30 protein-coding genes and 1 pseudogene are annotated in these 26,595 nt (G+C 73.0%); 22 read left to right on the forward strand and 9 right to left on the reverse strand.

Translation table 11 applies throughout. The features are described from left to right. The first annotated feature begins 46 nt into the window (after positions 1-46). A complete protein-coding gene (locus ACQEVM_RS15545) occupies positions 47-1,573 on the forward strand; it encodes an MFS transporter (RefSeq protein ID WP_433079025.1) in 1,527 nt (508 codons plus the stop codon). Positions 1,574-1,740: 167 nt separating this feature from the next. Continuing rightward, positions 1,741-1,950, forward strand: coding sequence for an acyl-CoA carboxylase subunit epsilon (locus ACQEVM_RS15550; RefSeq protein WP_433079027.1), 210 nt, complete (start codon positions 1,741-1,743; stop codon positions 1,948-1,950). Between the two features lie 21 nt (positions 1,951-1,971). Here ACQEVM_RS15550 and ACQEVM_RS15555 read toward each other — a convergent pair whose 3' ends face one another. Then, complete coding sequence (locus ACQEVM_RS15555) at positions 1,972-3,603, reverse strand: FAD-dependent oxidoreductase (protein WP_433080029.1); 1,632 nt, start codon at positions 3,601-3,603, stop codon at positions 1,972-1,974. A gap of 296 nt (positions 3,604-3,899) precedes the next feature. Here ACQEVM_RS15555 and ACQEVM_RS15560 point away from each other — a divergent pair, with 296 nt between their 5' ends. From ACQEVM_RS15560 to ACQEVM_RS15590, 7 genes are all read left to right on the forward strand, one after another. After that, complete coding sequence (locus ACQEVM_RS15560; RefSeq protein WP_433079029.1) at positions 3,900-5,000, forward strand: SchA/CurD-like domain-containing protein; 1,101 nt, start codon at positions 3,900-3,902, stop codon at positions 4,998-5,000. A 94-nt stretch (positions 5,001-5,094) separates the two neighbouring features. Further along, the gene (locus ACQEVM_RS15565) at positions 5,095-5,541 is read left to right on the forward strand and encodes a cupin domain-containing protein (RefSeq protein WP_433079031.1); all 447 of its coding nucleotides are present in this window, start codon (positions 5,095-5,097) and stop codon (positions 5,539-5,541) included. Next, entirely contained in the window at positions 5,538-6,809 is a 1,272-nt protein-coding gene (locus ACQEVM_RS15570; protein ID WP_433079033.1) for a beta-ketoacyl-[acyl-carrier-protein] synthase family protein, read from the forward strand. Before ACQEVM_RS15565 ends, ACQEVM_RS15570 begins: the two co-directional genes overlap by 4 nt. Beyond that, positions 6,806-8,056, forward strand: a complete 1,251-nt coding sequence (locus ACQEVM_RS15575; RefSeq protein WP_433079035.1) for a ketosynthase chain-length factor — start codon at positions 6,806-6,808, stop codon at positions 8,054-8,056. Before ACQEVM_RS15570 ends, ACQEVM_RS15575 begins: the two co-directional genes overlap by 4 nt. Before the next feature lie 57 nt (positions 8,057-8,113). Then, positions 8,114-8,368, forward strand: coding sequence for an acyl carrier protein (locus ACQEVM_RS15580; RefSeq protein WP_266953508.1), 255 nt, complete (start codon positions 8,114-8,116; stop codon positions 8,366-8,368). Between the two features lies 1 nt (position 8,369). Beyond that, positions 8,370-8,852 carry an SRPBCC family protein gene (locus tag ACQEVM_RS15585; RefSeq protein ID WP_266953506.1) on the forward strand — a complete coding sequence of 161 codons (483 nt, stop codon included), beginning with the start codon at positions 8,370-8,372 and terminating at the stop codon, positions 8,850-8,852. A gap of 20 nt (positions 8,853-8,872) precedes the next feature. After that, the gene (locus tag ACQEVM_RS15590; RefSeq protein WP_433079038.1) at positions 8,873-9,205 is read left to right on the forward strand and encodes a TcmI family type II polyketide cyclase; all 333 of its coding nucleotides are present in this window, start codon (positions 8,873-8,875) and stop codon (positions 9,203-9,205) included. 92 nt (positions 9,206-9,297) lie between these two features. Here ACQEVM_RS15590 and ACQEVM_RS15595 read toward each other — a convergent pair whose 3' ends face one another. After that, positions 9,298-10,701: an amidohydrolase family protein gene (locus tag ACQEVM_RS15595; protein ID WP_433079040.1), complete on the reverse strand. Its 1,404-nt coding sequence runs from the start codon at positions 10,699-10,701 to the stop codon at positions 9,298-9,300. Positions 10,702-11,020: 319 nt separating this feature from the next. Between ACQEVM_RS15595 and bla the strand changes: the two genes are divergently transcribed. Then, on the forward strand, positions 11,021-11,866 hold the full coding sequence (gene bla / locus ACQEVM_RS15600) for a class A beta-lactamase (RefSeq protein ID WP_433080031.1): 846 nt from the start codon (positions 11,021-11,023) through the stop codon (positions 11,864-11,866). A 190-nt stretch (positions 11,867-12,056) separates the two neighbouring features. Here the strand turns inward: bla and ACQEVM_RS15605 are convergent, their stop codons facing one another. Further along, positions 12,057-13,310, reverse strand: coding sequence for an NAD(P)/FAD-dependent oxidoreductase (locus ACQEVM_RS15605; protein WP_433079042.1), 1,254 nt, complete (start codon positions 13,308-13,310; stop codon positions 12,057-12,059). Between the two features lie 148 nt (positions 13,311-13,458). On the opposite strand from ACQEVM_RS15605, the pseudogene ACQEVM_RS15610 reads away from it, so the two are divergent. Then, positions 13,459-13,662, forward strand: a pseudogene (locus ACQEVM_RS15610) (helix-turn-helix domain-containing protein); the annotation flags it as partial. A 500-nt stretch (positions 13,663-14,162) separates the two neighbouring features. Here ACQEVM_RS15610 and ACQEVM_RS15615 read toward each other — a convergent pair. Genes ACQEVM_RS15615 through ACQEVM_RS15625 form a run of 3 tightly spaced genes read right to left on the reverse strand, consistent with a single transcriptional unit; the run spans position 14,163 to position 15,825 of the window. Next, a complete protein-coding gene (locus ACQEVM_RS15615) occupies positions 14,163-14,522 on the reverse strand; it encodes an Asp23/Gls24 family envelope stress response protein (protein ID WP_433079044.1) in 360 nt (119 codons plus the stop codon). Next, entirely contained in the window at positions 14,519-15,247 is a 729-nt protein-coding gene (locus ACQEVM_RS15620; RefSeq protein WP_433079046.1) for a hypothetical protein, read from the reverse strand. The genes ACQEVM_RS15615 and ACQEVM_RS15620 overlap by 4 nt, the downstream gene beginning before the upstream one ends. Beyond that, entirely contained in the window at positions 15,238-15,825 is a 588-nt protein-coding gene (locus ACQEVM_RS15625; RefSeq protein ID WP_433079048.1) for an RNA polymerase sigma factor, read from the reverse strand. The genes ACQEVM_RS15620 and ACQEVM_RS15625 overlap by 10 nt, the downstream gene beginning before the upstream one ends. Before the next feature lie 221 nt (positions 15,826-16,046). On the opposite strand from ACQEVM_RS15625, the gene ACQEVM_RS15630 reads away from it, so the two are divergent. From ACQEVM_RS15630 to ACQEVM_RS15655, 6 genes are all read left to right on the forward strand, one after another. Further along, a complete protein-coding gene (locus ACQEVM_RS15630) occupies positions 16,047-16,559 on the forward strand; it encodes an Asp23/Gls24 family envelope stress response protein (RefSeq protein ID WP_433079050.1) in 513 nt (170 codons plus the stop codon). 69 nt (positions 16,560-16,628) lie between these two features. Further along, positions 16,629-16,814: a hypothetical protein gene (locus ACQEVM_RS15635; protein WP_433079052.1), complete on the forward strand. Its 186-nt coding sequence runs from the start codon at positions 16,629-16,631 to the stop codon at positions 16,812-16,814. Further along, entirely contained in the window at positions 16,811-17,800 is a 990-nt protein-coding gene (locus ACQEVM_RS15640; protein ID WP_433079054.1) for a DUF6286 domain-containing protein, read from the forward strand. Before ACQEVM_RS15635 ends, ACQEVM_RS15640 begins: the two co-directional genes overlap by 4 nt. Next, entirely contained in the window at positions 17,784-18,368 is a 585-nt protein-coding gene (locus ACQEVM_RS15645) for a hypothetical protein (RefSeq protein ID WP_433079056.1), read from the forward strand. Before ACQEVM_RS15640 ends, ACQEVM_RS15645 begins: the two co-directional genes overlap by 17 nt. A gap of 58 nt (positions 18,369-18,426) precedes the next feature. After that, complete coding sequence (locus tag ACQEVM_RS15650) at positions 18,427-19,329, forward strand: oxygenase MpaB family protein (RefSeq protein WP_433079058.1); 903 nt, start codon at positions 18,427-18,429, stop codon at positions 19,327-19,329. 68 nt (positions 19,330-19,397) lie between these two features. Beyond that, positions 19,398-19,715, forward strand: a complete 318-nt coding sequence (locus ACQEVM_RS15655) for a UBP-type zinc finger domain-containing protein (protein ID WP_433079060.1) — start codon at positions 19,398-19,400, stop codon at positions 19,713-19,715. 45 nt (positions 19,716-19,760) lie between these two features. On the opposite strand, the gene ACQEVM_RS15660 is transcribed toward ACQEVM_RS15655, so the two are convergent. Next, a complete protein-coding gene (locus ACQEVM_RS15660; protein WP_433079062.1) occupies positions 19,761-21,248 on the reverse strand; it encodes an Ig-like domain-containing protein in 1,488 nt (495 codons plus the stop codon). A 412-nt stretch (positions 21,249-21,660) separates the two neighbouring features. Between ACQEVM_RS15660 and ACQEVM_RS15665 the strand changes: the two genes are divergently transcribed. Then, entirely contained in the window at positions 21,661-22,908 is a 1,248-nt protein-coding gene (locus ACQEVM_RS15665; protein ID WP_433080033.1) for a serine hydrolase domain-containing protein, read from the forward strand. Positions 22,909-22,970: 62 nt separating this feature from the next. Here ACQEVM_RS15665 and ACQEVM_RS15670 read toward each other — a convergent pair whose 3' ends face one another. After that, on the reverse strand, positions 22,971-23,699 hold the full coding sequence (locus ACQEVM_RS15670) for a GAF domain-containing protein (protein WP_433079064.1): 729 nt from the start codon (positions 23,697-23,699) through the stop codon (positions 22,971-22,973). A 423-nt stretch (positions 23,700-24,122) separates the two neighbouring features. Between ACQEVM_RS15670 and ACQEVM_RS15675 the strand changes: the two genes are divergently transcribed. The 4 genes from ACQEVM_RS15675 (at position 24,123) to ACQEVM_RS15690 (ending at position 25,675) form a co-directional block, all read left to right on the forward strand. Then, positions 24,123-24,344, forward strand: a complete 222-nt coding sequence (locus ACQEVM_RS15675) for a hypothetical protein (RefSeq protein ID WP_433079066.1) — start codon at positions 24,123-24,125, stop codon at positions 24,342-24,344. Positions 24,345-24,431: 87 nt separating this feature from the next. Beyond that, positions 24,432-24,731: a DUF6247 family protein gene (locus ACQEVM_RS15680; RefSeq protein ID WP_433079068.1), complete on the forward strand. Its 300-nt coding sequence runs from the start codon at positions 24,432-24,434 to the stop codon at positions 24,729-24,731. Further along, positions 24,728-24,988, forward strand: coding sequence for a hypothetical protein (locus tag ACQEVM_RS15685; RefSeq protein WP_433079070.1), 261 nt, complete (start codon positions 24,728-24,730; stop codon positions 24,986-24,988). Before ACQEVM_RS15680 ends, ACQEVM_RS15685 begins: the two co-directional genes overlap by 4 nt. A 405-nt stretch (positions 24,989-25,393) precedes the next feature. Continuing rightward, positions 25,394-25,675 carry a hypothetical protein gene (locus ACQEVM_RS15690; protein WP_433079072.1) on the forward strand — a complete coding sequence of 94 codons (282 nt, stop codon included), beginning with the start codon at positions 25,394-25,396 and terminating at the stop codon, positions 25,673-25,675. Positions 25,676-25,860: 185 nt separating this feature from the next. On the opposite strand, the gene ACQEVM_RS15695 is transcribed toward ACQEVM_RS15690, so the two are convergent. Next, positions 25,861-26,325 carry an STAS domain-containing protein gene (locus ACQEVM_RS15695; protein ID WP_433079074.1) on the reverse strand — a complete coding sequence of 155 codons (465 nt, stop codon included), beginning with the start codon at positions 26,323-26,325 and terminating at the stop codon, positions 25,861-25,863. Positions 26,326-26,595: the final 270 nt, after the last annotated feature.

Here is a 26,595-nt window from a genome sequence, read left to right on the forward strand (position 1 = left end):
ACCCGCCGGCGTTTGTCCGGGAGGGAGGTCGGGCAGACGGTGCGTCATGGCTGAGCTCACGGGTGGGAACCAGGGGACGATCACGACCGGCGTCCCCGCGCGACTGGATCGGCTGCCGTGGTCGCGGTGGCACTGGATGATCGTGATCGGGCTGGGGACCGTGTGGATCCTCGACGGCCTGGAAGTCACGATCGTCGGCAACATCGCCGGTCGGCTCTCCGAGGACGGCAGCGGCCTCAGCATCACCGACGCCCAGGTCACCGGGATCGCGGCGGCCCTGTACGTGGCCGGTGCCTGCGCCGGGGCGCTGTTCTTCGGACGCCTCACCGACCTGTTCGGCCGCAAGAAGCTCTTCCTGATCACCCTCGGCGTCTACCTGGCGGCGACCGCGCTCACCGCCGTGTCCTTCTCGCCCTGGTGGTTCTTCGTCTTCCGCTTCTTCACCGGCTTCGGCATCGGCGGAGAGTACGCGGCCATCAACTCCGCGATCGACGAGCTGATCCCCAGCAAGTACCGCGGGCGCGTCGACCTCATCATCAACGGCAGCTTCTGGCTCGGCGCGGTCGCCGGCGCACTGCTGTCCGTGCTCGCGCTCGACACCGACATCTTCCCGGCCTGGCTCGGCTGGCGGCTCACGTTCGCCCTCGGCGTCGTCCTCGGCCTGGTGATCCTGCTCGTCCGCCGGCACGTGCCCGAAAGCCCCCGGTGGATGTTCATCCACGGCCAGGGCGAGGAGGCGGAGAAACTCGTCTCCGACGTCGAACGCCAGGTGGAGCGAGAGAAGGGCGTCCCGCTCCCCGAACCGGGGGAGTCCATCACGATCGAGCAGCGCGGCAGCATCGGATTCGGGGAGATCGCCAGGACCGTCTTCCGGTCCTACCCGCGGCGGGCCGTGCTCGGTCTCTCCCTCTTCGTCGGGCAGGCGTTCCTCTACAACGCGATCACCTTCGGCTTCGGCACCATCCTCGTCCGCTTCTTCGACGTCTCCAGCTCGGTCACCGGCTACTACTTCGCCGTCATCGCCTTCGGCAACTTCCTCGGACCGTTGTTCCTGGGGCGGTTCTTCGACACGATCGGCCGCCGGCCGATGATCGCCGGCACCTACGTCCTGTCCGGCCTGCTGCTCTTCGGTACCGCGTGGCTCTTCGGGGCCGGCATGCTCACGGCCTTCACGATGACCGCCTGCTGGTGTGTGGTGCTGTTCTTCGCCTCCGCCGGAGCGAGTTCGGCGTACCTGACGGTCAGCGAGATCTTCCCGATGGAGACGCGGGCGATGGCCATCGCCTTCTTCTACGCGGTGGGCACCGCCGCCGGCGGCATCTCGGGTCCGCTGGTCTTCGCGGACCTGACCTCCAGCGGAGTGGTCGCCGACGCCGTGCTCGCGTTCTGCATCGGGGCCTCCCTGATGGTGGCGGCGGGCCTGGTCGCGGTCTTCTTCGCGGTGGCGGCGGAGGGCAAGTCCCTCGAATCGATCGCCACGCCCCTCTCCGCCCGCGCCGCCGGGGGACAGGACGGAACCGACGGTGGGCCGCGGCCGACGGACCGTGCGGAGAGCCGCACCCCGCTCGGATGACGGCCGTTCCGGTGAGGACCTGACGCCCGGCGCACGGCCGGGCGTGACCCGGACGGCTGTGGACAAGTCCTTCGAACACGACAGGCCCGCGCCGTGCTCGTAGCGTCGTCGGCATCAGGGGGCCTGGTGCCCCGAAGGGCGAACTCTCCTGACGGGAGGGCATGCCGATGCCGGAAGACGCATCCGTGTCCAGCCTGCTGCGCGTCCACCGAGGTTCCGCCGAACCCGAGGAACTGGCGGCGATAGCCGTCGTGGTCGCCTGCCTCGCCGGGCGCCTGTCCCGGGCGCCCAGTCGCCCCCATGACAACAGGCGCCACCGCCCGCATCCGCGCCCCGGAGGCCACGGATGCTGGGCGGGGTGCTGGGCCTGCCGGTGACCCCGGCAGGCCACGCGGACCTCAGTCCCGTCTGAGGACGGCCATCATCGCGGTCAGGAGCGCCTCCTGAGGGTTGGTCACCGCGTCCTCGCAGCGCCAGGCCACGAACCCGTCCGGCCGCACGAGCACCGCGCCTCCGGCACCGATCTCGTGGACCTCCGTCCAGTCGGCGTCGGCCGGCTGGATCAGGTCGGCGTCGGACGAGGAGCCGATCGTGTACCCGGCCAGGCGCGCGGACAACTGCTCGGCCACCTGCGCCGCCGCCGCCCGCCAGGGGGTTCCCGCCGCGCTCAGCAGCACGAAGGACCGCTCGTACAGGTCGAGCAGCGAGATGCGCTCCCCGGCCCTGGTCACCCACATGTGCGGCGCCCTGGTGCCGACGTCACCCTTCAGGCGCAACGCCTCGGGGATGATCGGCCGGCCCGGGTCGCCGCCGACGACCGCGCCCTGCGGGTAGCAGTACCCCATCGCCGTGGTGAGGACCCCGCTGCCGGGGCCCCCGCCCATGGTCGGCGGCGGGGTGTACCCCGGGTGGCTGTGCTCCGCGGAACGCGCCGAGGCGCGCAGGCTCGTGGCCCGGGCCACGGGCAGCCGCTCGGCCTCGTACGTGTCGAGCAGCTCCTGGCCGGCCGCCCCCTGGAGCACCGCCGCGATCTTCCAGGCGAGGTTGTGCGCGTCCTGGATGCCGGTGTTCGAACCGAACGCCCCGGTCGGGGACATCTCGTGGGCCGCGTCGCCGACCAGGAAGGCCCGGCCCGACGAATACCACTCCGCCACCCGTTCGGCCGCGTGCCAGGGCGCCCGGCCGCCGATCTCCACGTCCAGGTCGGGCACGCCGACCGCCGCGCGGATCTGCCGCGCGCAGCGCTCGTCCGTGAAGTCCTCCAGCGTCTCCCCGTTCTCGGGGTGCCAGGGGGCGTGGAAGACCCACTGCGTCTCGTTGTCGACCGGCAGCAGCGCTCCGTCCGCGCCAGGGCGCATCAGGTAGCAGACGATGAACCGGACGTCGCCCAGGACCTCGACGAGCTGCTCCGAACGGAACGTGATGCTCACGTTGTGGAACAGTTCACCGCTGCCCGTCTGGGGGATGCGCAGCGCCTCCCGGACGGGACTGCGCGGGCCGTCCGCGGCGATGAGGAAGTCGGCGCGCACGGTGAGGTGCTCGCCCGTCTCCCGGTCCTTCACCAGGGCGGTGACGCCTTCATCGTCCTGGTCGAAGCTCATCAGCTCGGTGGAGAACCGCACGTCCGCGCCTTGTGCGCGGCTCTGCCTGGCCAACTCCGGCTCGATGTTGTTCTGGCTGCACAGGCACCAGCCGGTGGGGCTGAGGCGGGCGAGCGCCTTGGACGGGTCCACGCCCTTGATCAGCCAGTTGAACTCGCCCCCGACCAGGGACTGGGCTTGCAGGATTCCGTGGTTCTCCTCCAAGGCGGCCGCCGCGCTGCGGATCGCCGGCTCGGCCTGCGCCGTCCGGAAGAGCTCCATCGTGCGTGCGTTGATGCCACGGCCGCGCGGGTGGACGGACGTACCGGCGTGCTTCTCGACCACCATGTGCCTGACGCCGTGACGGCTCAGGAACAGGGAGGTGGACAGGCCCACGAGTGAGCCGCCCACCACAAGGACCGGTACACGGACGTCGATTTTGTCTTCGATCAACTGAGGGCTCCTGTTTCTGTGCGGGGCGGTGCACTTTCTTATGCCCCGATCAGCCGGCGGACCCGGGCGATTCGCCACTTCTCACCCGGACGATCCTGAGATCTGGCGTTCTGCCCACTGCTGGATGACGATGAACGACAGCGGATCCACGCATATGCCCCCTTTCGCCCACCCTGGCGCAGGGGGAAGCGACCCGGACCGCTCCGACCGGCGCAGCGGACGCGGCGCACCCCGGGAACACGTCCCGGGCGACCGCGTCCCACGACCGAGACCCCTCACGAAGGAGTGAGCAGATGACAACCGCCCTGTCCGAGAGGGTGTCCCAATCGGCTTTCGACGGATCCATGCTCCGGGTCGTCCTGCTGATGGACCTGCACGAAGGCGTCCAGCAGCAGTTCTTCGATGCCTACGAGCAGCTCCGCCACGACATCGCCTCGGTTCCGGGGCACCTCGGCGACCAGCTGTGCCAGTCGTTCGAGAACCCCTCCCAATGGCTCATCACCAGTGAGTGGGAGAGCGCGCCCCAGTACCTCGCCTGGGTCAACAGCGAGCACCACGCCGAACAGGTCAAGCCGCTCGGCGCCTGCGCCCGGAGCATGCGACCGCTGAAGTTCACCGTGCTGCGGGAGACGGGCAAGCGCTACGACCGGCCCGAGCTGACGCCCTCCGTACGGCTCCAGCCCACGCCCCGCCTCGGTGCCGGGATCGTCCGCCACGCCCTGACGTTCACGGTCAAGCCGGGCAGTGAGAAGGCCGTCGCCGACCTGCTGTCCTCCTACGACTCCCCGGCGGCCGAGGTCGACGCGCACACCCGGCTGTGCCGCACCTCCCTCTTCATGCACGGCAACCGGGTGGTCCGGGCCGTCGAGGTCGAAGGCGACCTCACGGCGGCCCTGCGCCACGTGTCCGAGCAGCCGGAGGTCCGCGCCGTCGAAGAGGCCATCAACCCGTACCTCGAACAGGACCGCGACCTGGCCGACCCCGAGTCCGCCCGCCTGTTCTTCATGAAGGCGGCGCTCCCGGCCGTCCACCACGTGGCCGACCACGGCGCCGACGACGCCCCCGTGACCCGACACGCCCTGTTCTACCCGGCACGCGAGGGCCGCGGCGCGGAGCTGGCCGAGTTCCTGTCCCAGCAGGACGAGCGGGCCGCGGCGCGGCCCGACGGCCCGGTCCGCAGCAGCAGCATCTTCCAGCGCGACGACATCGTCGTGCGCCTCCTCGACGTGTCCCTCCCCGCGGGCGCCGACCTCGCCCCCGCCTTCGAGATCGAAGGGCCCCGCGCCGAGGCGACCCTCGAACGGCTGCTCGCGGCGCCGACCGGGGCCGGCGGCCCCGCAGCACCCCACCCCATGACCCCGGTCACCGACCGCCGGGCACCCGAACGGTCCTGAGGACCGCCCGGGACCCGCGGCCCACCCGGGCCACGGCCGGCACCCCGCCCCGCGCCCCTGTAGAGGCAACCCGCACGCCTGGAGGAAGTCAGTCATGAGCACACATCGCCCACGCATCGTCGACCTCAGCGAGACCCAGCCCAACCGCAGGCGCGGAGGCGACCTGAGAGCGGTGCTCACCCCGACCTCGGTCGGCTCGACCAGCGGGTTCATGGGTCTCGCCGTCATGGCCCCGGGCGAGTCGATCGCCGAGCACTACCACCCGTACTCCGAGGAGTTCGTGTACGTGGTCGCCGGCGCCCTGGAGGTCGACCTCGACGGGGAGGCCCACCCGCTGCGCGTCGACCAGGGGCTGCTGGTACCGCTGAACGTCCGCCACCGGTTCCGCAACGTCGGCGACACCGAGGCCCGCATGGTCTTCCACCTGGGCCCGCTCGCCCCCCGGCCGGAACTCGGCCACGTCGACACCGAAGAGGCCCCGCACCCGCACGAGTCCGCCTGGGACCAGCGGCCACCCGAGCACTCGGGGGTCGTCGCATGACCCGCCGACGGGTGGCCGTGACCGGGGTCGGCGTCGTCGCCCCCGGTGGCATCGGCACCCGCGCCTTCTGGGACCTGCTCTCCAACGGGCGCACCGCGACACGGGGCATCACCCTCTTCGACCCGGCGGGGTTCCGCTCCCGCATAGCCGCCGAGGTCGACTTCGACCCCGCCGACCACGGGTTCGCCCCCGGCGAGGCGGAGCGACACGACCGGTACATCCAGTTCGCCCTGGTCGCCGCGCGCGAGGCGGTGGCCGACGCCGGCCTCCACCTCGACTCCGACGCGGCCTGGCGCACCGGAGTGTCCCTGGGCACGGCCGTCGGCGGAACCACCCGCCTGGAGCACGACTACGTCGACGTCAGCGACAAGGGCGCGTGGTGGGACGTCGACCACCGGCTCTCCTCGCCCTTCCTGCACCGGGCGTTCACCCCCGCGACGCTGGCATCGGCCGTCGCGGAACAGACGGGCGCCCGCGGGCCCGTACAGACCGTCTCGACGGGCTGCACCTCGGGCCTCGACGCGATCGGGTACGCCGTGCACGCCATCCAGGAGGGCCGGATGGACGTGTGCATCGCCGGCGCCTCGGACTCCCCCGTCTCCCCGATCACCGTGGCCTGCTTCGACGCCATCAAGGCGACCTCGCCGAACAACGACGACCCCGCCCACGCGTCCCGGCCCTTCGACGCCGACCGCGACGGGTTCGTCCTCGGCGAGGGCGGGGCCGTCCTCGTCCTGGAGGAGCTGGAGCACGCCCGCGCCCGCGGCGCGACCATCCACTGCGAGATCGGCGGGTACGCCACCTTCGGCAACGCCCACCACATGACCGGCCTCACCACCGAGGGGCTGGAGATGGCCCGGTCCATAGAGACCGCCCTCGGGCAGGCCCGGATCAACGCCGCGGAGATCGACTACGTCAACGCGCACGGCTCCGGGACCAAGCAGAACGACCGGCACGAGACCGCCGCCGTCAAGCGGGTGCTCGGCGACCACGCCTACCGGACGCCGATGACCTCCATCAAGTCGATGGTCGGTCACTCGCTCGGAGCGATCGGTGCCATCGAACTCGCCGCCTGCGTCCTCGCGATGACCCACCACGTGGTCCCGCCGACGGCGAACTACGAGACTCCCGACCCGGAGTGCGACCTGGACTACGTGCCGAAGACGGCCCGCAGCCACACCCTGCGCAGCGTGCTCTCCGTCGGCAGCGGATTCGGCGGATTCCAGTCCGCCGTCGTCATGACCCAGCCGAAGGAGGTGCGCGCGTGAACAGTCGCTCCGAGCGAGCCTCGGTCATCACCGGCATCGGGGTGGTCGCGCCCAACGGGATCGGGATCGAAGCCTTCTGGAAGGCTACCCAGGCGGGCGACAGCGTCCTGGACCGCGTCAGCCGACAGGGCTGCGAGCACCTCCCGCTGCGCATCGCGGGAGAGGTGCGGGGCTTCGACCCGGGCACCCTGGTCGAGGACCGCTTCCTCGTACAGACCGACCGCTTCAGCCACTACGCGCTCGGCGCCGCCGACCTCGCCCTGGAGGACGCGCGGCTCGCCCAGGCCGACTACGCCGACGACGCCTTCTCGGTCGGGGTCGTCACGGCGGCCGGTTCGGGCGGCGGCGAGTTCGGGCAGCGCGAACTGCAACGGCTGTGGGGGCAGGGCCCCCGCTACGTCGGCCCCTACCAGTCGATCGCCTGGTTCTACGCCGCCAGCACCGGGCAGATCTCCATCCGACGCGGGCTCAAGGGCCCGTGCGGCGTGGTCTGCGGGGACGAGGCCGGCGGCCTGGACGCCTTCGCCCACGCCGCCCGGGCCATCCGGCAGGGCAGCCGGGCGATGCTGGTCGGCGCGACGGAGGCACCCCTCGCCCCCTACTCGGTCGTCTGCCAGCTGGGCTACGAGGGTCTGAGCACCGACGACGACCCCGAGCGGGCCTACCGCCCCTTCACCGCGAAGGCCTCGGGCTTCGTACCCGCCGAAGGCGGCGCGATGTTCGTCGTCGAGGACGCCGAGTCCGCGGAGCGGCGCGGTGCGACCGTCCGCGCCGTCGTGGCGGGCCACTGCGCGACCTTCACCGGGCCGCACCGCTGGGAGGAGTCGGGCGAGGGACTGTCCCGCGCCATCCGCGGCGCCCTCCGCGAGGCGGACTGCGCCCCCGAGGAGGTCGACGTGGTCTTCGCCGACGCCCTCGGGATCCCCGCCGCCGACACGGCCGAGGCGTGGGCCATCACCGACGCCCTCGGCGGTCGCGCGAGCCGGGTGCCCGTCACGGCGCCCAAGGCCGGGATCGGGCGGGCCTACTGCGCCGCCGGCACCCTCGACGTGGCCGCGGCCGTGATGGCACTGGAACACGGCGTCGTCCCCCCGACGCCGAACGTCTTCGAGGTCTGCCACGACCTCGATGTGGTCACCGGAGGCGCGCGCACCGCACGGTTGCGGACCGCGCTCGTGCTGAGCCGGGGCCAGATGGGCTCGAACTCGGCCCTCGTCCTGCGCAGAGGACCGGAATCCGCCGTGTAGGGCGCGCCACGCCGGCCCGGCCGGCCCACCCGCCCTCGTAGGAAGAGAGAAGGCACCATGTCCGACCGCCTCACGATGGAAGAGCTGGCGTCCCTGATGAAGAACGCCGGCATCACCGTCGATCCCGTCGAGCTGACGAGTCGCCCGGAATCCCGGTTCGACGAGTACGGCCTCGACTCGCTGGGCCTCCTCGGCATCGTCGGTGAGCTGGAGAACCGGCGCGGCCGGGCACTGCCCACCGACGCCGACCGCTGCGCGAGCCCCCGCGAGTTCCTCGACCTCGTCAACAACAGCCTCATGACAGGAGCCTGACATGCCCGGCCACACCGACAACGAGATCACCGTCAACGCACCCGTCGACGTGGTGTGGGAGGTGACCAACGACCTCCAGAACTGGCCGCAGCTCTTCAGCGAGTACGCCTCGATCGAGATCCTCGAACGCGTCGGGGACACCACGAAGTTCCGACTGGCCATGCACCCCGACGAGAACGGCGTGGTGTGGAGCTGGGTGTCGGAGCGGACCGTCGACCGCGAGGGCCTCACGGTCAAGGCGCGGCGCGTCGAGACCGGACCGTTCGCCCACATGAACATCCACTGGGAGTACCACCCGGTCTCCGGCGGTGGCACCCGGATGCGCTGGGTCCAGGACTTCGCGATGAAGCCCGACGCGCCGGTCGACGACGCCTGGATGACGGACAACATCAACCGCAACTCCCGCACCCAGATGGCCCTCATCCGGGACAAGATCGAACAGCTGGAGCGGGAGAGCCGCGAGCCCGTGACCAGTCAGCGCTGACGGACGAAAGGCACAGCACAATGCACCAGGCTCTCATCGTGGCCCGCATGGCCCCCGGTTCCGCGCCCGACATCGCCGGCCTGTTCGCCGCGTCGGACGCGGGCGAACTGCCCCACCTGGTCGGGGTCAAGAGCCGCAGCCTCTTCCAGTTCGGGGACGTGTACCTCCACCTGATCGAGTCCGACAAGCCACCGGCCCCGGCCATCGCCCAGGTGACCGACCACCCGGAGTTCCGGGACCTCAGCGACCGGCTCTCCGTGTTCATCAGTCCCCACGACCCGCAGACCTGGCGGAGTCCGAAGGACGCCATGGCCCAGCAGTTCTACCGCTGGGAACGCTCGGGCGTCCGCTAGGCCCCGTCGTCCACGCCACGGACACCAGCCACACCGCGACGGCTCTGCCCCGTTCCCAGGGGCGGAGCCGTCGGCGTGTGCGGCCGGCCCGATCAGCCGAGCTCCGCCCGGCCCGCGGCGGCCACGACGTGGTCGCGCGAGGCCCGAGCCTCCTCCCGGAGCGCGGACAGGTCGACGTCGACGAGCCGGCCGCCCCACTTGCGGACCTCTCCCGCCACGAACACGGCGTCGACGTTGCGCGCGTCCGCACCCGACACCACGGTCCCCACCGCGTCGTTGAGCGGCATGTTGTTGACGTCCTCGGCGCGGATGACCAACACGTCCGCCTGTTTGCCCACCGTCAGCGAACCGGTCACGTCCGCGAGCCCGTTGGTCCGCGCGCCCTGGAGGGTCGCGAAGTCCAGCACGTCGAGCGTGCCGATCCGCGAGGGCTCCCGGTCCGTGCCGTACACCGCGGTCACGGCGCGCATGCGCTGGATCGCGTGCAGCGTCCGCATCTGCGTGAACATGTCTCCGGCCAGCGCCACCTCCACGTCGATGCTCAGACCCGGCCGGACACCGGCCCCGAGGGCCTCGTCGACCGCGGGGACGGCGCTCTCCAGGCCGATCTGCGCGTCCGAGGTCGGGGCCAGTGCCACGGTCGTCCCGCTCGCGCCGATGGCCCGCCAGGCGTCGGGGGTCAGGCCCGTCGCGTGGATCAGCGTGACGTCCGGCCCCAGCAGGTCTGCGCGTTCCCACCGCGACACGGCCCGCGAGGAGGCGGCGCCGAAGACCGCGTCGACACTGACACCCACACCCAGATCCCGTGCGACGCGCGCAAGTTCCGGCCCGTAGGCAAGCCCGGGGCCGGCGATCTCGTCCGTCGCCAGGGCGGCGAGCCGGAAGGTCAGCAGGTCGCTGCCGTACGTGTCCCGGAGCCGACCGAGGTCGGCCGGCCACTGCTCGTCCCAGTCGCCGAAGTGCGGACCCATCGCCGCGTGCACCCCGCGGATGCCCGTGTCGACCAACGCGCGCACCGCGCCGTCCGAGTGCTCCGCGCTGCGCGAGTTGTGCGAGAAGTCGAGCATCGTCGTGATCCCGCAGTCCAGCGCCGACAGCGCCGCCAGCCTGGTGCCGACGTACATGTCGTGCGGCCGGTAGACCGGCGCGAAGCCCGCCAGGGTGGTCCGCACGTAGGCCCCCAGGTCGTCCACGTCGGGCATCACCCGGCGCAACTGGCCCTGCCAGGCGTGCCGGTGGGTGTCGACGAAACCGGGAGTCAGCACGCAACCGGTCGCGTCGACGACCACGGCGTCGTCGGCCGCGCCCCGAGCGGCGAGGTCCCGGCCGACCGCGGCGATGACCTTCCCCTCGATCAGGAGGTCGCCCACGGGCAGGATGCCGGTACGGGGGTCCATGGTCACCACCGTCGCGCCGGTGAGCAGGACGCGGCGCCGGGCGTCGGGAGTGCGCAACCGGTCGAGCAGGGCCGCGCGGATGGTGTCGGTCAAGTACATCGGGGAGCGATCCGATCGGGGGAGGGCGAGGCGGTCTCGGGTCGAGCCGGCCCACTCATCGTGTGACCCCCTCCGCGTCCGAACCAGGCCCCGCCGACCCCGGGTGCGCCACACCCCGGACCCGCACCACCGTTGTGCCGCACTGTCATGCACTCGCGTCACAGGGGAACCATTCGCCCCTATGGTGCGTGAATGGAGGAAAGCACCCTGACACCACGGGAAAGGCAGACCCTTGAACACCACATCGACGGCACAGGGCTCGCGTCGACGCGCGATCCTCGCGCTCGGGGCCGGGGCGGCGTTGACCGCAGCCCTCCCCATGGGCGGGACCGCGTACGCCTCGGACCCGGAAGGCGACCTCGTGGCAAGCCGGTTCGGGGAACTGGAGCGGCAACACTCGGCCCGCGTCGGCGTGTTCGCCCTCGACACGGCCACCGGCCGGACCGTGAGCCACCGGGCCGACGAACTCTTCCCGATGTGCTCGCTGTTCAAGACGCTCGCCGCGGGAGCCGTCCTGCGCGACCTCGACCGCCACGGGGAGTTCCTCGCCAAGCGCATCCACTACACCGAGAAGGACGTCAAGGAGGCCGGCCACACGCCGATCACCTCCAAGCCCGAGAACCTCGCCAACGGCATGACCGTCGAGGAGCTGTGTTCGGCGACGATCGCCTTCAGCGACAACGCCGCCGCCAACCTCCTGTTGCGCGAACTCGGCGGGCCGACCGCCATCACCCGGTTCAGCCGCTCCCTCGGGGACAGGACCACCCGGCTCGACCGCTGGGAGCCCGAACTCAACTCGGCCGAGCCCGATCGGATCACCGACACCACCACCCCCCGTGCCATCGCGCACACCTACGCGCGCCTCACCCTCGGCGGCGCGCTCACGGCCCCCGACCGGGAACGGCTCACCGGCTGGATGCTGGCCAACACGACCAGCTCCAAGCGGTTCCGCGCCGGCCTTCCCCCGGAGTGGACGATCGCGGACAAGACGGGAGGCGGCCTGTACGCCACCAACAACGACGCCGGCATCGCCTGGCCGCCCGGCCGTCCCCCGATCGTCCTGGCGGTGCTGACGACCAAACACGACCCCGACGCCCCTGCCGACGACCCGCTCGTCGCCGACTCGGCCGCGCTGGTGGCGTCCGCACTCGGCCACCGGAGGTAGACCCGGTCCTGCCCGCGCCCCGCACCGCCGGCCGAACCCTCGGGGCGAGGCGGTCGGCGGAGCGGGCACACCGTGACGGCAAGACTGGTGCAGGAGCCCGGAGAAGGAGTCAACAGGCCGCACGCCTGCCTCCTCGCGCGCAGACCCGAACGCCCCTGACGGGCGGCGCGCCCACGGAGTGCCCGGCGGGTCAGGAGCGGGCCGCGAGATCGGCCAGGAGTTCACGGGCGGCGCGTGTACCCGAGGCCATGGCCCCCTGTACGGAACCCGTCGCGCGGTGGTCGCCGCACACGTACACCCCGTCCTCGACCCTCGTGGTCCGACTGAGGGGCCAGGGCGGCGGCATCGCCGGCAGCGCGCCGGGCACCGTGACGGCGGCCACGGCCTGCCACCGGGTCGCGTCCGTCCCGTACACCTCGGACAGGACGGAAACCAACGCCGATCGGCCCTCGGGGGTGTCGTCGCCGAGCACCGAGGTGGACACCAGGGCGCGGCCGTCGACCGCGTAGCCGGGAGCCACCTCCGTCAGCACGCACGTGTTGAGGAACCGCCGCCGGCTGTCGACCAGCAGGGTCGGCTCGCGCAGCGGTGAGGTGGGGGTCGCGTGGTAGTGGGTGGTGACCGTACGCGTCGCGCGGGGCTCGCCCAGTGCCGGTACGAGCGCGGACGCGCACGCCGTGTCGGTGGCGACCACGACGCCGGTTGCCTCGTGCGCGCTGCCGTCCGCGAGGACCACGCCGGCGCCGGACACGGCGGAAACGCGCGCCCCCAGCTCCAGGCAGCCTTCGGGCAGGCCGGCCGCCAACTGTTCGGGCACCGCCCCGATCCCGTTCGACGGCAGGGTGAGGGTTCCCCGGATCATGCTGCGCCAGGTGAGGTGGAACATCCGGCTCGACGTCTCCAGATCGTCCTCCAGGAAGACGCCCGCCAGGAACGGGCGCATGAAGGCGTCGACAAGGGCGTCGCCCACCCCCCAACGGGCCAGTTCCCGCCGGGTCGTACGTTCGGGAAGCGTCCGCAGTGCGCGAACGGGAGCCAGGGTGTCCACGGCGGTCAGCGCGCCGAGTCCGGCGAGTCCGCGGACCGGGACGCGTCGCCCGGTCAGCAGCGCGGTCGCGTCGCCCGGTCGCCTCGTCGGATCCCCGAACCGCACCCGACCGCCGTCCGGCATGTGGGTCAGGACTCCCGGGGTGAAGGGGCGCAGTCGCAGGTCGCGCAGGTTCACGCGGCGCTTGACCTGCGGGTAGGCGGTGTTGAACACCTGGAACCCGCGATCCAGCACGAACCCGTCCCGAAGGTCGCTGCGCATCCTTCCGCCGACCCCGTCGGACGCCTCCAGCACGCGCACCCGCACCCCCGCCCGTGCCAGGTCGAGCGCGCAGGTGAGCCCGGCGAGCCCGGCCCCCACGACGATCACATTGCCCTGCCGGTCACGACTGCTCACGGGTACCTCCTGGTGGCGGCTTCATCCAGTGTTTCGCCGACCGGGACCGGATCGGATGCGATGGATCGTCGCCACGCGGCGATTACGGAGATCGGGTGATCATGCAATCCGGGTCGTCACGGGCGTCCGGGTCGTTTGTCCTATGGGCATGACATCGGTGAAATCAGTTCCCGGGCCGTCCCCGACCCGCCACACGCCCGCGCTGCCCGACCCTGGGGAACGCAAACGGCTCCGCCAGGCATGGAAGCTCACCCCCCGCCAGGTGGCCTCCGCCTTCGGCGTCACCCCCGCGACGGTCCGGTCCTGGGAATCCGGCCGCACCTCACCCACGGGAAAGCGGCGCGAGGCCTACGCCCGCTTCCTGAGGGGCCTGGCCCAGGAAACCCGGACGCACCGCGCACCCGCCGCCCGATCCGGTGCGAACGCCCCCGCGCCCTCCGCTCCACCCACCCCCGCGCCTACGGCCGCGCCCGCCCGCCCCGACTCCGCTCCCGCTCCCGGCCCGGACGACGATGGGGCCGCGACTCGCCCCGATGGTCGGCCCCGCGCCCGGTCGTCCGGCGCGACAGCCGGGGCGCGGACGGGCGGCGGTACACCGGCGCCCGCGGCGACACGCCCCCGACCGGTCCCGGGGGCACGCCACCGCCCCCACAGCGCCCCGCCGGCAGCGCGACACCCGGACCCATCGGCCCGACCGTCGGCCGGGCGCCCCGCCACCCCCACGACCGTCCCTGCCCCGGCCGGAGCCCGGGTGAGCGACCGGGACCTGGGGCTGAGTGCCACCGCGCTCTCCGCGTGGCTGCTGATCCTCGTACTGGCCCAGGCCTTCCCGTCCGTCCTGGCGGGCTGAACTCAGACGATGCCGGTGACGGTCACCGTGACCCGGACCGTCACCGGCACCGGCGTCGACGGTTCCCGTACCGCCGCCCGTACCGCTTCCCGCACGGCGCGGGTGACGTCGACCGCGCGGTACGACCGGTGCAGTACCACCTCGACCTCGGCGGACACGACCTGCCCGGTCGCGCCGCGTTCGACCCGCACCCCCGGCGCGGCGCCGGGGGTGCGGGCGACCCCGCGCCATGCGATGCCGGACGCAGACGCCCGCAGCAGCCCGCTCAGCCCCGGTCGCAGGAACGCCACGCCCGCAACCGTGAGCACCGCCCGGCCGATCAGCGCGGACACACCCTCGGGAGCACCCCGATCGGCGGTCATGACCCGTCCTCCCGGGCCGGCTCCTCGTGGAGGTCGGCCACCCGCACGTGCACGGCGGTGACCTCCAGGCCCAGGGCCGCGTCCGCCGCCTCCCGGACCCGAGCGCGCACGAGGTCCGCGACCTCCCGCGCCGCGCGCGTCACGCCCACCGACACCTCGATCTCGACGTGGACGGGTCCCCGTGCCGCCGCGCCGCGCCCACCCGCCTCGGGCCCGATGCGGCAACTGCCCGACCGTACGCCGGGTACCCCGTCGGCCGCCGCGCGCAGCACCTTGGCCGCGACGGCCTCGAAGATCCACCCGTCCTCGTCCGGTTCGCCCAGCGCGAGGGTGCGCCCCGGCCGGAGTTCCAGCCGTACGACGCCCATGATCCGCTCGACCAGTCCGGCGGCGTCCACCTCCGACCCACCCGGGTCCGAGCCGTCCGCCGGATCCGTGCGAACGGCCTGCCGGAGCCGGGCCAGGTCGTCCAGGGCGGCCGTGCAGTGCGGGCACACGGAGGTGTGCGCGCGATCGGTGCCCGAGCGGGGCTCCTCCCACAGATCGGCCAGGTCCCGACCGCAGGGCAGCAGTTCGTCCTCGACCAGCTCGTCCTCGACGAGCTGGTCCTCCACGGAGCCATCGGGGTCCGGATGCGTCGGCCCGCCCGCGCGGGGATCTCCGACCGGGCTCGCGTGGACCGCGGCCCGCTCCTCGCCCGGATCCCGGTTCGCACTCATCGCCATGCGGCCATCGCCTCCGTCAGACAGCGTCGTGCGCGGAACACCCTGGCGCGTACCGCTTCCTGGCTGATGCCGACCATGTCCGCAATGGTCTCGTAGGGGACCCCCTCGACCTCCCGCAGGACCCAGCAGACCCGCTGCTCCGAAGAGAGGCCCGCCATCGCGCCGGTCAGCGCCTCGGCGGCCGCGTGTGACTCGGCGGCGCGGGCCGGGGAGGCCTGGTGGTCCGGGGCGGCCGGTTCGGGGACGGTGTCCAGGTCCGTGACCGGCCTTCGGGTGCGCAGCGCGTTGAGACAGCGGTTGGTGACGATCCGGTGGATCCAGGTCCCGAAGCCCGACTCCCTCCGGAACTCCGGCAGCTTGCGCCAGGCGCTGACGAATGCCTCCTGCACGGCGTCCTCCGCCTCCGTACCGCTGCCCAGCAGACGGGTGGCGAGCCGCAGCATGCGAGGCCCGTACCGGTGCACCAGTGCCTCGAACGCCTCCTCGTCCCCCTCGGCGGCCCGTACCGTCAGGAGCCCGTCATCGATCGGGACCACCGTGTGGCCGTCCACCCCGCCTCGCTCCGGTTCAGCCGGCACGTGTCGGCTCCTCTCGCCTTCCGTCTCCGCTTGGACACCCGGCGCGGCACTTTGTGACGCGGCCGACGCGCGCAGTTTCGTCCCGCCGTGTTCCTGCTCGCCGTGATCTCCGCGATCTCCGCGAATTGCGCGCTTTCCTCGGAAAGAGCGTCACGAACTCCCTCCCCAACGTGTCGGACGTACGGAAGACACGTTCGGCCTTGTTCCCAGGAGGAGCGACGATGACCACCCAGACGACCGCCCGGCCCACCGCACCCGAGACCGCGCCCACCATCGGCACCCGCAAGCCGGTCCCGACGGCCACCACGCTGAGCGACGGGGTACCCGGTACCGCCGAGCCGGCCGCCACCCGAGGCCGGACCTCCATCGCCAACGTGGTCGTCGTGAAGATCGCCGGCATGGCGGCGCGCGAGATTCCCGGCGTCCACGACATGGGCGGCGGTCTCTCCCGCACGCTCGGAGCGGTCCGGGACCGGGTCCCCGGCGGCCGGCCCAACGTCGGCCGCGGCGTGAAGGTCGAGGTCGGCGAGCGGCAGACGGCCATCGACCTCGACCTGGTCGTCGAGTACGGCGTCGCGATCACCGAAGTGGCCCACGACGTACGGGAGAACGTGATCGCCGCCGTGGAGCGCATCACCGGCCTGGAGGTCGTCGAGGTCAACGTGACCGTCAACGACATCCACCTGCCCGAGGACGACGAGACCGGCCCCGCCGGCGAGACGCGCGTCGAGTGAGTCCGGGCGCCGGCGGAGTTCCGGCCCTGTCGTGTCGTGCGTGACGTGCGTGCTGGATGAGGTGGAGTGATGAGCAGAGACGTACTGGGACTCCTCGTGGGCATGGCCCTGGCATTCGCCGGCTGGTTCGGCGGCTTCGGCGCCTTCCTGCTCGTGGCGGCCCTGGGCGCGCTGGGGTTCACCGCGGGCCGGCACCTCGACCGGGGAGGCGACGTACGGGACCTCCTGACGCGCCGTGAGACGAGGGACCGGTGACCGGTCCCGCGGCGCGCGGCACGACGGAGATCGCGGTGCGCGCCGTGCGCCGCATCGCCGAACAGGCCGCCAAGGAGGCCCTGATCGGTACCGGAGGCAGGGTGCTCACGGGCCGCGCGGCGGTGCGCGACGGGCAGGCGTCCGTGTCGGTCGAGGTGGCGCTGCCTTACGAGGGGTCCGCCGACGCCCGGGGCGAGGCCGTCGGCCGGCACGTCGCCGACCGCACCGGACAGTTGACCGGGATGCGGGTCTCCGCGCCGCGGATCCGGGTCGGAGCCCTGTCCCTCACCGGCCCCGTCCCCGCGCCGGCCGCGGCGGGAGCGGAGCCCGGTGCCCCGACCCGGCGGGCGTCGGGCCGGGTCTGGTCCGAACGGCGCCTGCCCATGGCGGTCTTGGCCGCCGCCGTGCTCGCGACGGCGGTGCTCCTGCTCCGCGACGTCGTGGCCGTCCACTTCCTGCATCAGGGCCCGGCTCCCTGGCGGACCCGGGTCCTGACCTGGCTCACTGCCAACGGCCCCGGTGTGCCCTCGGACGCGGGCCGTGTACCGGGCGCGGTGGCCGTCCTCGCCGGAGCCGCGCTGCTCCTGGCGGCGCTCACCCCCGGCCACCGCCGGCTGCTCGCCCTGGCGGTCCCGGATCGTGGGGTGCGGGCCACGCTCGGCCGCGCGTCGGCCGCGCGGCTGGTGCGCGCGGCCGTGATGGAGGTGCCCGGTGTCGTGCACACGCGGGTCCGGTCCGGCCGTCGCCGCGTCCGCGTACGGGTGCGCTTCGCCTTCGGAGAACGCCGCGCGGTCGAGGAGGCCGTCGAAGCCTCGGTGAGGGCCGTCGTGGCCGGCCTCGGGTTGGCCGGGGCGCCTCGCTGCCGCGTCCGGATCCGGCCCACGGCCGGATGGCGGCCACCCGCACCCTTCCGACCGGAGCCCCGGCCACCCGGTACCCCCGAGACCGACGACCCGAAGGAGCGCGAGCATGTCGGCAGCGCGTAGCACCGGCCGCCGCGTCGGCCTGGCGGTCGCGGGTGGGCTGCTCGTCGCCGGGGGAGCGGCGGCCCTGGCCGGGGAACCCGCCGTCGCCGGGCGGCTCCCGGCCGGGGTGCCGACGTTCGCGAGCGGTACGACCTGGGTGGATCCGGCGGCCCTCGACGCATGGCGCGACGCGGGCTGGTGGACGGCTGCGGTCCTCGCCGTGCTCACGGTCACCGCCCTGCTGTCGGCCGTGCTCCTCGTGCGGCAGGCCCGGACGGGAACCCCGCGCCGGCTCCCGCTCCGGCACGCGGGCGCCGACCTGGCCGCGAGAGCGCTGGGGGACGCCGTGGGGGAGCGGCTGCGCACCCTGCCCGGCGTGGTGCGGGCCCGTGTACGGGTCACCGGCCGCCCGGCCGACCCCGTGCTGCGGATCGCCCTCACCCTGGCGGACACCGCACGCCCCGCAGAGCTGGTCGCTCCCCACGTCGACATGGTCCTCGCCGAGGCCCGGGCCTTCCTCGCGCCGCGTCCCGTGCGGGCCGAGGTGCGGTGTCGGGTCCGGCGGGGGACACCGCCGAGGGCCAGGTGAGGGCCCATGACCGGCCCCGCACCTGGTGGGGCCGGCTCCCGCGGAGGAGGATGGCGTCATGAACCAGCCCCCGCCGTCGGGTCGCGGTCCGCGGGAGCGACTCGGCGCCGCCCTGTTCGCCCGCGTGGCCGGGCCCGAGGGCCGGGCGAACCGCGCCCGCATCCACGGTGCCCCCGGACCCCGTTGGTTCGGGCCCGAGCGCCCCATCCGCACCGTGCACGGGGACGCCGCGATGTTCGTCGGCGGCCTCAGCGCCCTCCTGCTCCAGTCGCTCCACCCATCGGCGATGGCCGCCGTCGCGGCGCACTCCGGATTTCGCGGCGACCCGTGGGGTCGGCTCCAACGCACCAGCACCTTCCTCGCGGTGACCACCTACGGCACCGCCGAGGACGCGCAGCAGGCGGTCGACCGGGTACGGGCCGTACACGAGAGGGTCCGCGGCCGGACGTCCGACGGTCAGGCCTACCACGCGGCCGACCCGCACCTGCTGGGCTGGGTCCACGCGGCGGAGGTCGACAGCTTCCTCCGCGCCCACCAGCGCTTCGGCGCGCATCCCCTCGACCCCGCCGGCTGCGACGCGTACCTCACGGACACCGCCCGGGTGGCCCGCGCGCTCGGGGTACCGGACCCGCCCCGGAGCCGGGCGGAGCTGGCCCGCCTGCTCGCGCAGTACCGACCGGAACTCCGTGCCACCCCCCAGGCCCGGGAGGCGGCGCGGTTCATCCTGCGTCATCCGCCGCTGCCCGGGGCGGCCCGCGGACCCTATGCCGTGCTCGCCGCGAACGCGGTCGCCCTGTTGCCGCCGTGGGCCGCCGGACTGCTGGGGCTGTCCGGGGCGCGGGGCGGCGTGCGCGGTGGCCTCGTACGACTCTCCGGACAGGCCCTGATCGGATCCGTCAGGTGGGCGATGGCCCCACCGCCGCCCGGACCGTCGGGGCGACCGGCAGCGGACGACGGTTGACGTCAGGGCCCGCGCCCCAGGACCCGCCCCAGGACCCGCCCCAGAACTCGTACACCGGAGGAGTCCCGATGACCGGATGGATCGTCGCCCCCGACGCCGGGCGCGTCGAAGAGACGAGCTGCGCACATCTCGACCAGGCGCCCGACGAGGAACCGCCCGCGGCCGTCCGCGGCTGCGAGGAGTGCCTGGCGGCCGGCGGCACATGGGTACACCTGCGGAAGTGTCTGATCTGCGGCCACGTCGGCTGCTGCGACAGCTCCCCGGGCCGGCACGCCTGGGGGCACGCCGACACCACGGACCACGCGCTGGCGCGCTCGTTCGAGCGGGGCGAGACCTGGGCCTGGTGCTACCAGGACTCGCTGTTCCTGCTCCCCGAACCGACCTGAGCAGCAAGGCCGGTCGCGACGTCCCAGGGCACGCACACCCCTCCCTCAGGTGAGGGGGCGCAACCGGGACGGGGCGTGGGCCACCGCCGAGGCGCGCGGCACGGCGGGCCCCAGCGAGGGTCCGGTCGCCGCGGCCAGCGCGCTGCCGGCCCGCCAGGCCGACCAGTCCAGGTTCCAGTCGCCGAAGCCGTTGTCGAACGGCGTCATCGGTTCGCCGCCGCTGTTCACCACCTCCACGACGTCCCCCTCCCGTACCAGGTCGAAGAACCAGGCGGCATCGGCCGTGCTCATCCCCGTGCAGCCGTGGCTGACGTTCTCCTCGCCCTGCGCCTCCACCGACCACGGGGCGGCGTGCACGTACTCGCCGCTCCAGGTCACCCGGGTCGCGTAGAGCACGGGCAGGTCGTAGAACTCGGTCGTGCCGCGCTGGATGCCGACCGTGTCCCCACGCATCCGCACCTTGGCCTCCTTGCCCAACACCACCTTGACGCCACTGCGGGTCAGGAACCCGGCCTTCCCGGTGGTGACCGGGATCGAGCGCAGGACCCGGCCGTTGCGACGGACCGTCATCCGGTGGGCGGCGGAGTCGGTCACCGCCTCGACGCGTTCCCCGATGGTGAGGAGCGTGGGCTCCGACGGGCCGCCGTGCAGCTCGCCGATCTCGACCCCGTCGAGACCGCTGTGCACGCGCACCTCGGTGTGGGCGGGCCAGTAGCCGCGCGGCCGGTAGTGCAGGGTCGAGTCGTCGACCCAGTGCCAGGAGCCCTCGACGGCGGGCTCCGAGGTGACCTGGAGCGCCCCTTCGAGACGGGCCCTGGCCGTCCGGTCCGCCGCCGGGACGGGATGGCTCAATGAGGCCGTCACGATCTGGCCCGCTCCGTACGTTCCCGATCGAGGGCCGAACTCGACCGTCAGCCTGTCGTGTTCACGCGGCGGCGCGGTCCGGAACGCCATGGTGACCCCGACCGGGGTGCCGGCGGCGTCCTGCGCGGCCACGCGCACGGTGTAGTGCTCGCCCGCCCGCAGCGGCTCGGTGTTGGTCCAGCGGTGGTCCACCGCGCCGAGCGCGCCACCGACATGACGGCCGTGCCCGTCCCGGACGGTCACGTGCGTCAACCGGCCCGGTTCGGCGAGGGAGATCTCCAGCGGGCCGCCCGCATCCGTGGGCAACGCGAGCGCCTTCGCCCCGGCGCCCGAACCCGGTGCCGTCGATTCGCGTACCACCGAACCGGCCCCGCGCGCCGTGGCCAGGACTCGCTGGTGCTGCAATGCGCCGCACGGGCCCGCCCGGAACGCCTCGCCCACGCAGCGTTCGTCCCCGTCCTCGTCGCCCCCGTCGCTCTCGCCGGTGTCGAGGATCCGGCCGACCAGCAGCGCGAGGGAGGCGTCGGGGGCGTCGGCGCCGTGACGCGCGCCGACGGGCGCGGGCGCCGCGGCGGCCACGAGCGCGGTTCCGACCACCGCACCGCCGACCAGGCTCCACACCTTGTTCCGGCGTCGTCCTCGCCCACCGTGTGTCGATGACGTCGTCATGCAGCCCTCCAATTTCACCCACGGCCGGATGGCAGCATCAGAACGATTTCAAGGCAGGATGATGATCATGACTCGGGCATGTGAGGCCGAACGGGGCGAAAAGTGAATCCATACGGAGCAGTCCGACTGGCGCCCTTCGCGCCGTGCCCGTACAGGGCTGCACCGCCCTCGAACGGTCCGAAGCGGAAGCCGGGCCGAGTGGGGGGCGCTGGGGAATGACGCCCACGCATGGCCGGAAATCGTCGCCCGAGCCCGAGGTCGTGGCGCCTCTCGTGGCTGTCTCCAGTCAAGATCTTTCGTAGGCTCAGGGCCATTGCCGCCAAGGGAGGTTGACCCCCTCCCACGGCACGTGCGCCTTCGCATGCCCGCATGCCCGCATTCCCATCACGAACGAGTCGAGGAACCCGTGCGCCTGCCCCTTGAACGACGCCTGACCATCAGTGCCGCCCTGCTTGCCGTCGTGGCGGGCCTGGCGCCCGCGGCCACCGCCCACGCGGCCCAGCCGGCACCGGCCGCCCCGGCGACGCGCCCCGCGGCGCAGCCGCCGGCACCCGATCTGGCGGGCCTGGACCAGGTGTTGAGCAACACCCTGACCGCCGGGGCTCCCGGCGCGATGGCCCGCTTCACCGGGCCGGCCGGCGTGGTGAATCGGGTGGCGGGCGTCCAGGACCGGACCACCGGGGCGGCCATGGACCCGGCTGCCCGCTTCCGGATCGGCAGCGTCACCAAGACGTTCTCCACCGTCGTGCTCCTCCAACTGGTGAACGAGGGCAAGATCGGCCTGGACGACCCGGTCAACCGCCACCTCCCGGGGCTGCTCCCCGACGACCGGATCACGGTGCGTCACCTGCTCACGCACCGCAGCGGGTTGTCGGACTACACGAACGTCATGTTCGCGAACACCGTTCCGGGCTTCGAGGCCGTCCGGAACAAGGTGTTCGGGTACAAGGAGCTGGTCGGCCTCTCCCTCGCCGAGCCCAGGACGACCGAACCAGGCGTCTCGTACAAGTACTCGAACACGAACTTCGTCGTGGTCGGGATGCTCATCGAGAAGGCCACCGGTCAGTCGGTGGCCAAGGAGTACGAGCGCCGCATCATCAAGCCGCTCAAGCTGCGCAACACCTCGTACGTCCACCCCTCCACGGTGATCAAGGGCGCCCACGCACACGGCTACCTGCACCCGGACCAGGAGGGGGCTCCGCTGGTCGACTCCACCGAGCAGACGGTGTCCTGGGCACAGACCGCCGGCGCGATGATCTCGAACCAGGCCGACCTGAGCACCTTCATGTCCGCCCTGCTGCGCGGCAAGCTGGTGCCAGCGCCGCTGCTGGACACCATGATCACCATGACGCCGACCGACACCACCAACACCCGCTTCTACGGGCTGGGCCTGCGCCGCTACGACCTCACCTGCGGGACGTCCGTGTACGGCCACACCGGCACCGTGCAGGGCTTCTACACCTACGCCTTCACCACCCGTGACGGCAGCCGCAGCCTCTCCGCGATGGCGAACACCTCGAACAGGGGCGCCGCCAACACCGCGCTGGGCGGTACGCTCGAAGCCGCGTTCTGCGGAAAGCCCGCCACCGCCCCCGCCGCCAAGGCGCGCGGTCTCGCGATGACTCCGGCGGCCGAGGCGGACCTGCCCGAGCGCCGCTGACCCCGACCGGGGCGGCGCCGCGGAGAGTTCCGTTCTCCGCGGTGCCGCCCCGAGGTCCCCGGCTACGTGTCGGCGACGACGGCGTGCGGATCCAGATCGCGCAGGATCAACGCGTGCGCCACCCGGCCGGCGCGCTGGCCCCGGCGGACGCTGTAGGTGTGCAGGGCCTGGCGCGCCTCGTGCGGGGCGAGGGAACCGGCGGCGGCGAGCATCACGGCCGCGGTGTCGACGGCGGCCTTCGTGGCGAGCGCGGCCTGCGTGTTGGCGACGACGTCGGCCGGGCGCGGCGGATTGGCCCGCCAGGCCGCCACCGCCTTGATCGTGACGTCGGCCATGGCCTGGAGGAGCGCGACGTCCGATTCGGTCAGCGCCGTGGTGTCGCGCGTCAGCAGGTGCAACGCGCCGACCTTCTGGTCCCGGACGCGCAACGGGAGTCCGTGGGCTCCCCGATATCCGGCCCTCCGGGCCAGCGGCGCCACGTCCGGCCATGCGTCGGCGTCGGCGTCGAGATCGGGCGCGTGCACGGCCGCTCCCAGACGGAAGCTGTCGGCGCACGGCCCCTGGGCCGGATGCAAGTGGAAGAGTTCGGTCGCCTCGGCCCCGTCGTCGGTGACGGCCGCCGCGCGCAACCGCCCCCGTACGTTGGCGAGTATCACGGCAGCGGCGTCGACCGGGGTCAGGGCCACGCAGTTCCGGACGAGCCGGTCCAGCAGGGTCAGCGGGTCGACGTCGTCGGCGAGGTTGTCGCCCAGGCCGACGAAGGCCTCGGCGAGCTGCTGGTCGCGGGTCATGCCGATGTCACCGTCTCTCGTACGGCCCGTCGCCGGACCTGGCCATGAGAACTGGTGCGTCCCGCCATGGCCTCGCGGGCCCCGACGATCATCCTTGCCTACGATCACGCCACAGGTCGGGTGCCACTCGCGGACCGTGGCCACGGGGTGTGCGCGCCCGCACCCCGGCGCGCCGCCGGTCGCCGGATCCGGGATCCGGCGACCGGGGCGACCCGTGCCCGGTGTGGTGCGGGCGGCAGTCGCCGTCGTCGTAGCCTCCGCCCCGACTCTTCGCGCCGTCCGCCCTCGGGGTCCTGATGGCGGACGGCGCCGCACCCGGCGCGGCGGGCACGGCCTCCGCGGCGGCTCCCGCACACCCGGTCACCCACGTCCACGTCGGCGGCTGGGACGACGACCACGGGTACGGCGGCCACGACGACGACGATGACGACCAACCCTTCTTGTCGTCGCCGTGCCACCGACCTCGACTTCTCCGTCCATGTCGTCCACGTCGACCACCTCCCGGTCAGCGCCGTCCACGGGGTATCCGAAGTCGCCCGGGTCGGCATGACCGAGGACGACTGCCGCGAAGCCGCGACGGAGGCGATGCTCCGCGCCATGCAACTGCCCTCGTCTGCCGACCGCGCGTGTGATCCAGGCCCTTGAGGACACCGTCGGCCGGCGGATCCCCGGATGCCCACTTCCTTTGACCGGTCGGCCGCGTACCGTGGCGAAGAGACCGCTGGAGGAACCGTGAGCGCACAGCCCGAGTACGTGTCCGTCCCCCCGCCCCCACCGGCCGCGGCCGCCCAACTCCTCGCCCGGATCCGCGCCGACCGCCGTGCGCGGCGGTGGGAGCCGGCCTTCGAACGGGACTGGGCCAAAGCCCTCGAGGACTCCCGCCACAGCTACACCCTCACCCCGCTGCACGATGTCGTCCGCGCCTGGCGGAGCCGGCTCGACTCGGCCCCGGCCGTCGACGCCTTCGTCGCGTCCGGCATGGACGACTCCGACCACGTCGCGCTCGAAGACGTCATCGGAGCCCGACCATGATCGGTGCGCCATGGCCGGCCCGGCTCTCCCCGCAGGCCGCGAAGGTGCTGGCCGGGCTGCCCGCCCACGCCCGCGAGATGGCTCGTGACGTCCTGGACATCGCCGCCCGAACTCCTTGGGGTTGGCCGCAGTGGGATGCGGGCGACCCTGCGGGGGAGGACGTCCGGTCCGCTTCGATCGGCCGGCTCAGCGTCGTCTACCGGGTCAACCGGGAGGCCGGACGCCTGTCGGTCCTGGACCTCGTCTGGTTCGGATAGACCGTCCACCACGTGCCCGTCTTGGGGAGCCGCCCGCCGAGCACCTCCCCAGGACGCCGGTCGGACGACCTCGTTGAGCATTCCGGTCGCGAGGTCGAAGACGAACCCGCGGACGTGCTCCTTGTGCACGAGGAACAGGTCGGCCTTGACCCGGCCCACCGACTGCCGGACATCCACGTCGAGGTCGGTGAACGCCCCACTCGCCCATGCCGACTTGATGCCCGCTCCGGCGAACCGAGTTCGTCCTCGGTGACCACACCGCCCGCCTTGTGAATGACGTGCGCCTCCCCCTCGATCGGGGTCCCGGTGAGTCGCCCCGGCCGCCTCGCCCCGTGGCGCGGGCGGTGCGTTGCTCCGTGCGAGGGAGGGGGTGTCACGGGGCGGGACACCGTTCGTTGCCCATGCATGACAGATCTCATGGTGAAGATTCCGGCCGACTGGCTGGCCCGGGTGTTCCTCTCGTTGCGCCGCGGCTCCTCTCCGGACGCGCAGAACCTGGCTTCCGAACTGGCGCCGTTCACGGAGAAGCCCGGACAGCGGATCCCGATCCCGCGGGCGACCGTCCTGCGGACCGAGCAGGCGCTGAGAGGAGAACTCGAACGCGCCGGAACGGACGAGCGCCGGGCACGGCTGGCGGAGGAGGCCGACTACCTGATCGGGGTCCGGGGCGGCGGGCGCATCCCCTAAGCAGGCCCGCCCCGAGCCGTGCCCCTCGACGGGTCCGCCCGTCCCGTGTTCGCGCGGGGCGGGCGGACCGGCTCGTGGGTCAGGTCAGATCACGGCGGGTCGGTGTCGACGCCGCTGCCGACCGGGCTCCCGACACAGCAGGAGGACGGCGAGCAGCATCGGGGTGACGGTCAGGAGTATGAACGTCACCGGAGTGTCGCTTCCTCCGAGGGGCCCGGTCGGTCCGGCGGACCGGGTGGCGCCGAACCCTCCACGCCGTCCCCCGGCTTCCGACGGAGACCGCCGTAGGGGGAGGGCGCGGCCGGTCCCGTCGCCGCCGCCGCGGCCAGGAGACGTCGTACGGCCCTGGACTGGTTCACCATCCTCAGGCGCCGTCCGTGCCTGCACCACTCGTCCAGGACGCGCAGGAGACCGGAGTCGGCGAAGGTGACGCGGGAGGTGTCCAGGACGAGCCCGGTGTAGCCGTGGGCGGCGGCCAGGGCGAGCGTCACGCGCAGGGGGCGGGCGGTGTGGTGATCGATCTCGCCCGCCGGGGCGATGGTCAGGACGTTGCCCCGGGAGTGGACCGTCATGGCGCAGGGCGCACAGTCGGCGCCGGTGTCGTGGGGGGTCGTGTGGGCCAGTATCGGGCTGCTCGTTGCTGTACTCACGAACCGGACAACGGTCCGGCCCCCCGGGGAGGCAACGCGACCGGGGGTTGCTTCACCCCTCGTCGGGGTCAAGATCCCCGGTGTGGCCGAAAACGGTCCCCCGTTCGGGGCGGGCCCGCGCACGGGAGGTCGGATGGACGGCCGGATGGTCGACTGCGCGGGCGCACGGGCGGATCGTCATTCGACCGGGGGTTCCTCGTCGAGGGAGCGCGGGCTCGGGGCGAAGTCGACCCGGATCCCGTTTTCCGTTCCGGGCCCGTGGCATCGGCC

It is taken from the genome of Streptomyces sp. CA-243310 (genome assembly GCF_050936775.1).
Classification (GTDB): Bacteria; Actinomycetota; Actinomycetes; order Streptomycetales; family Streptomycetaceae; genus Streptomyces.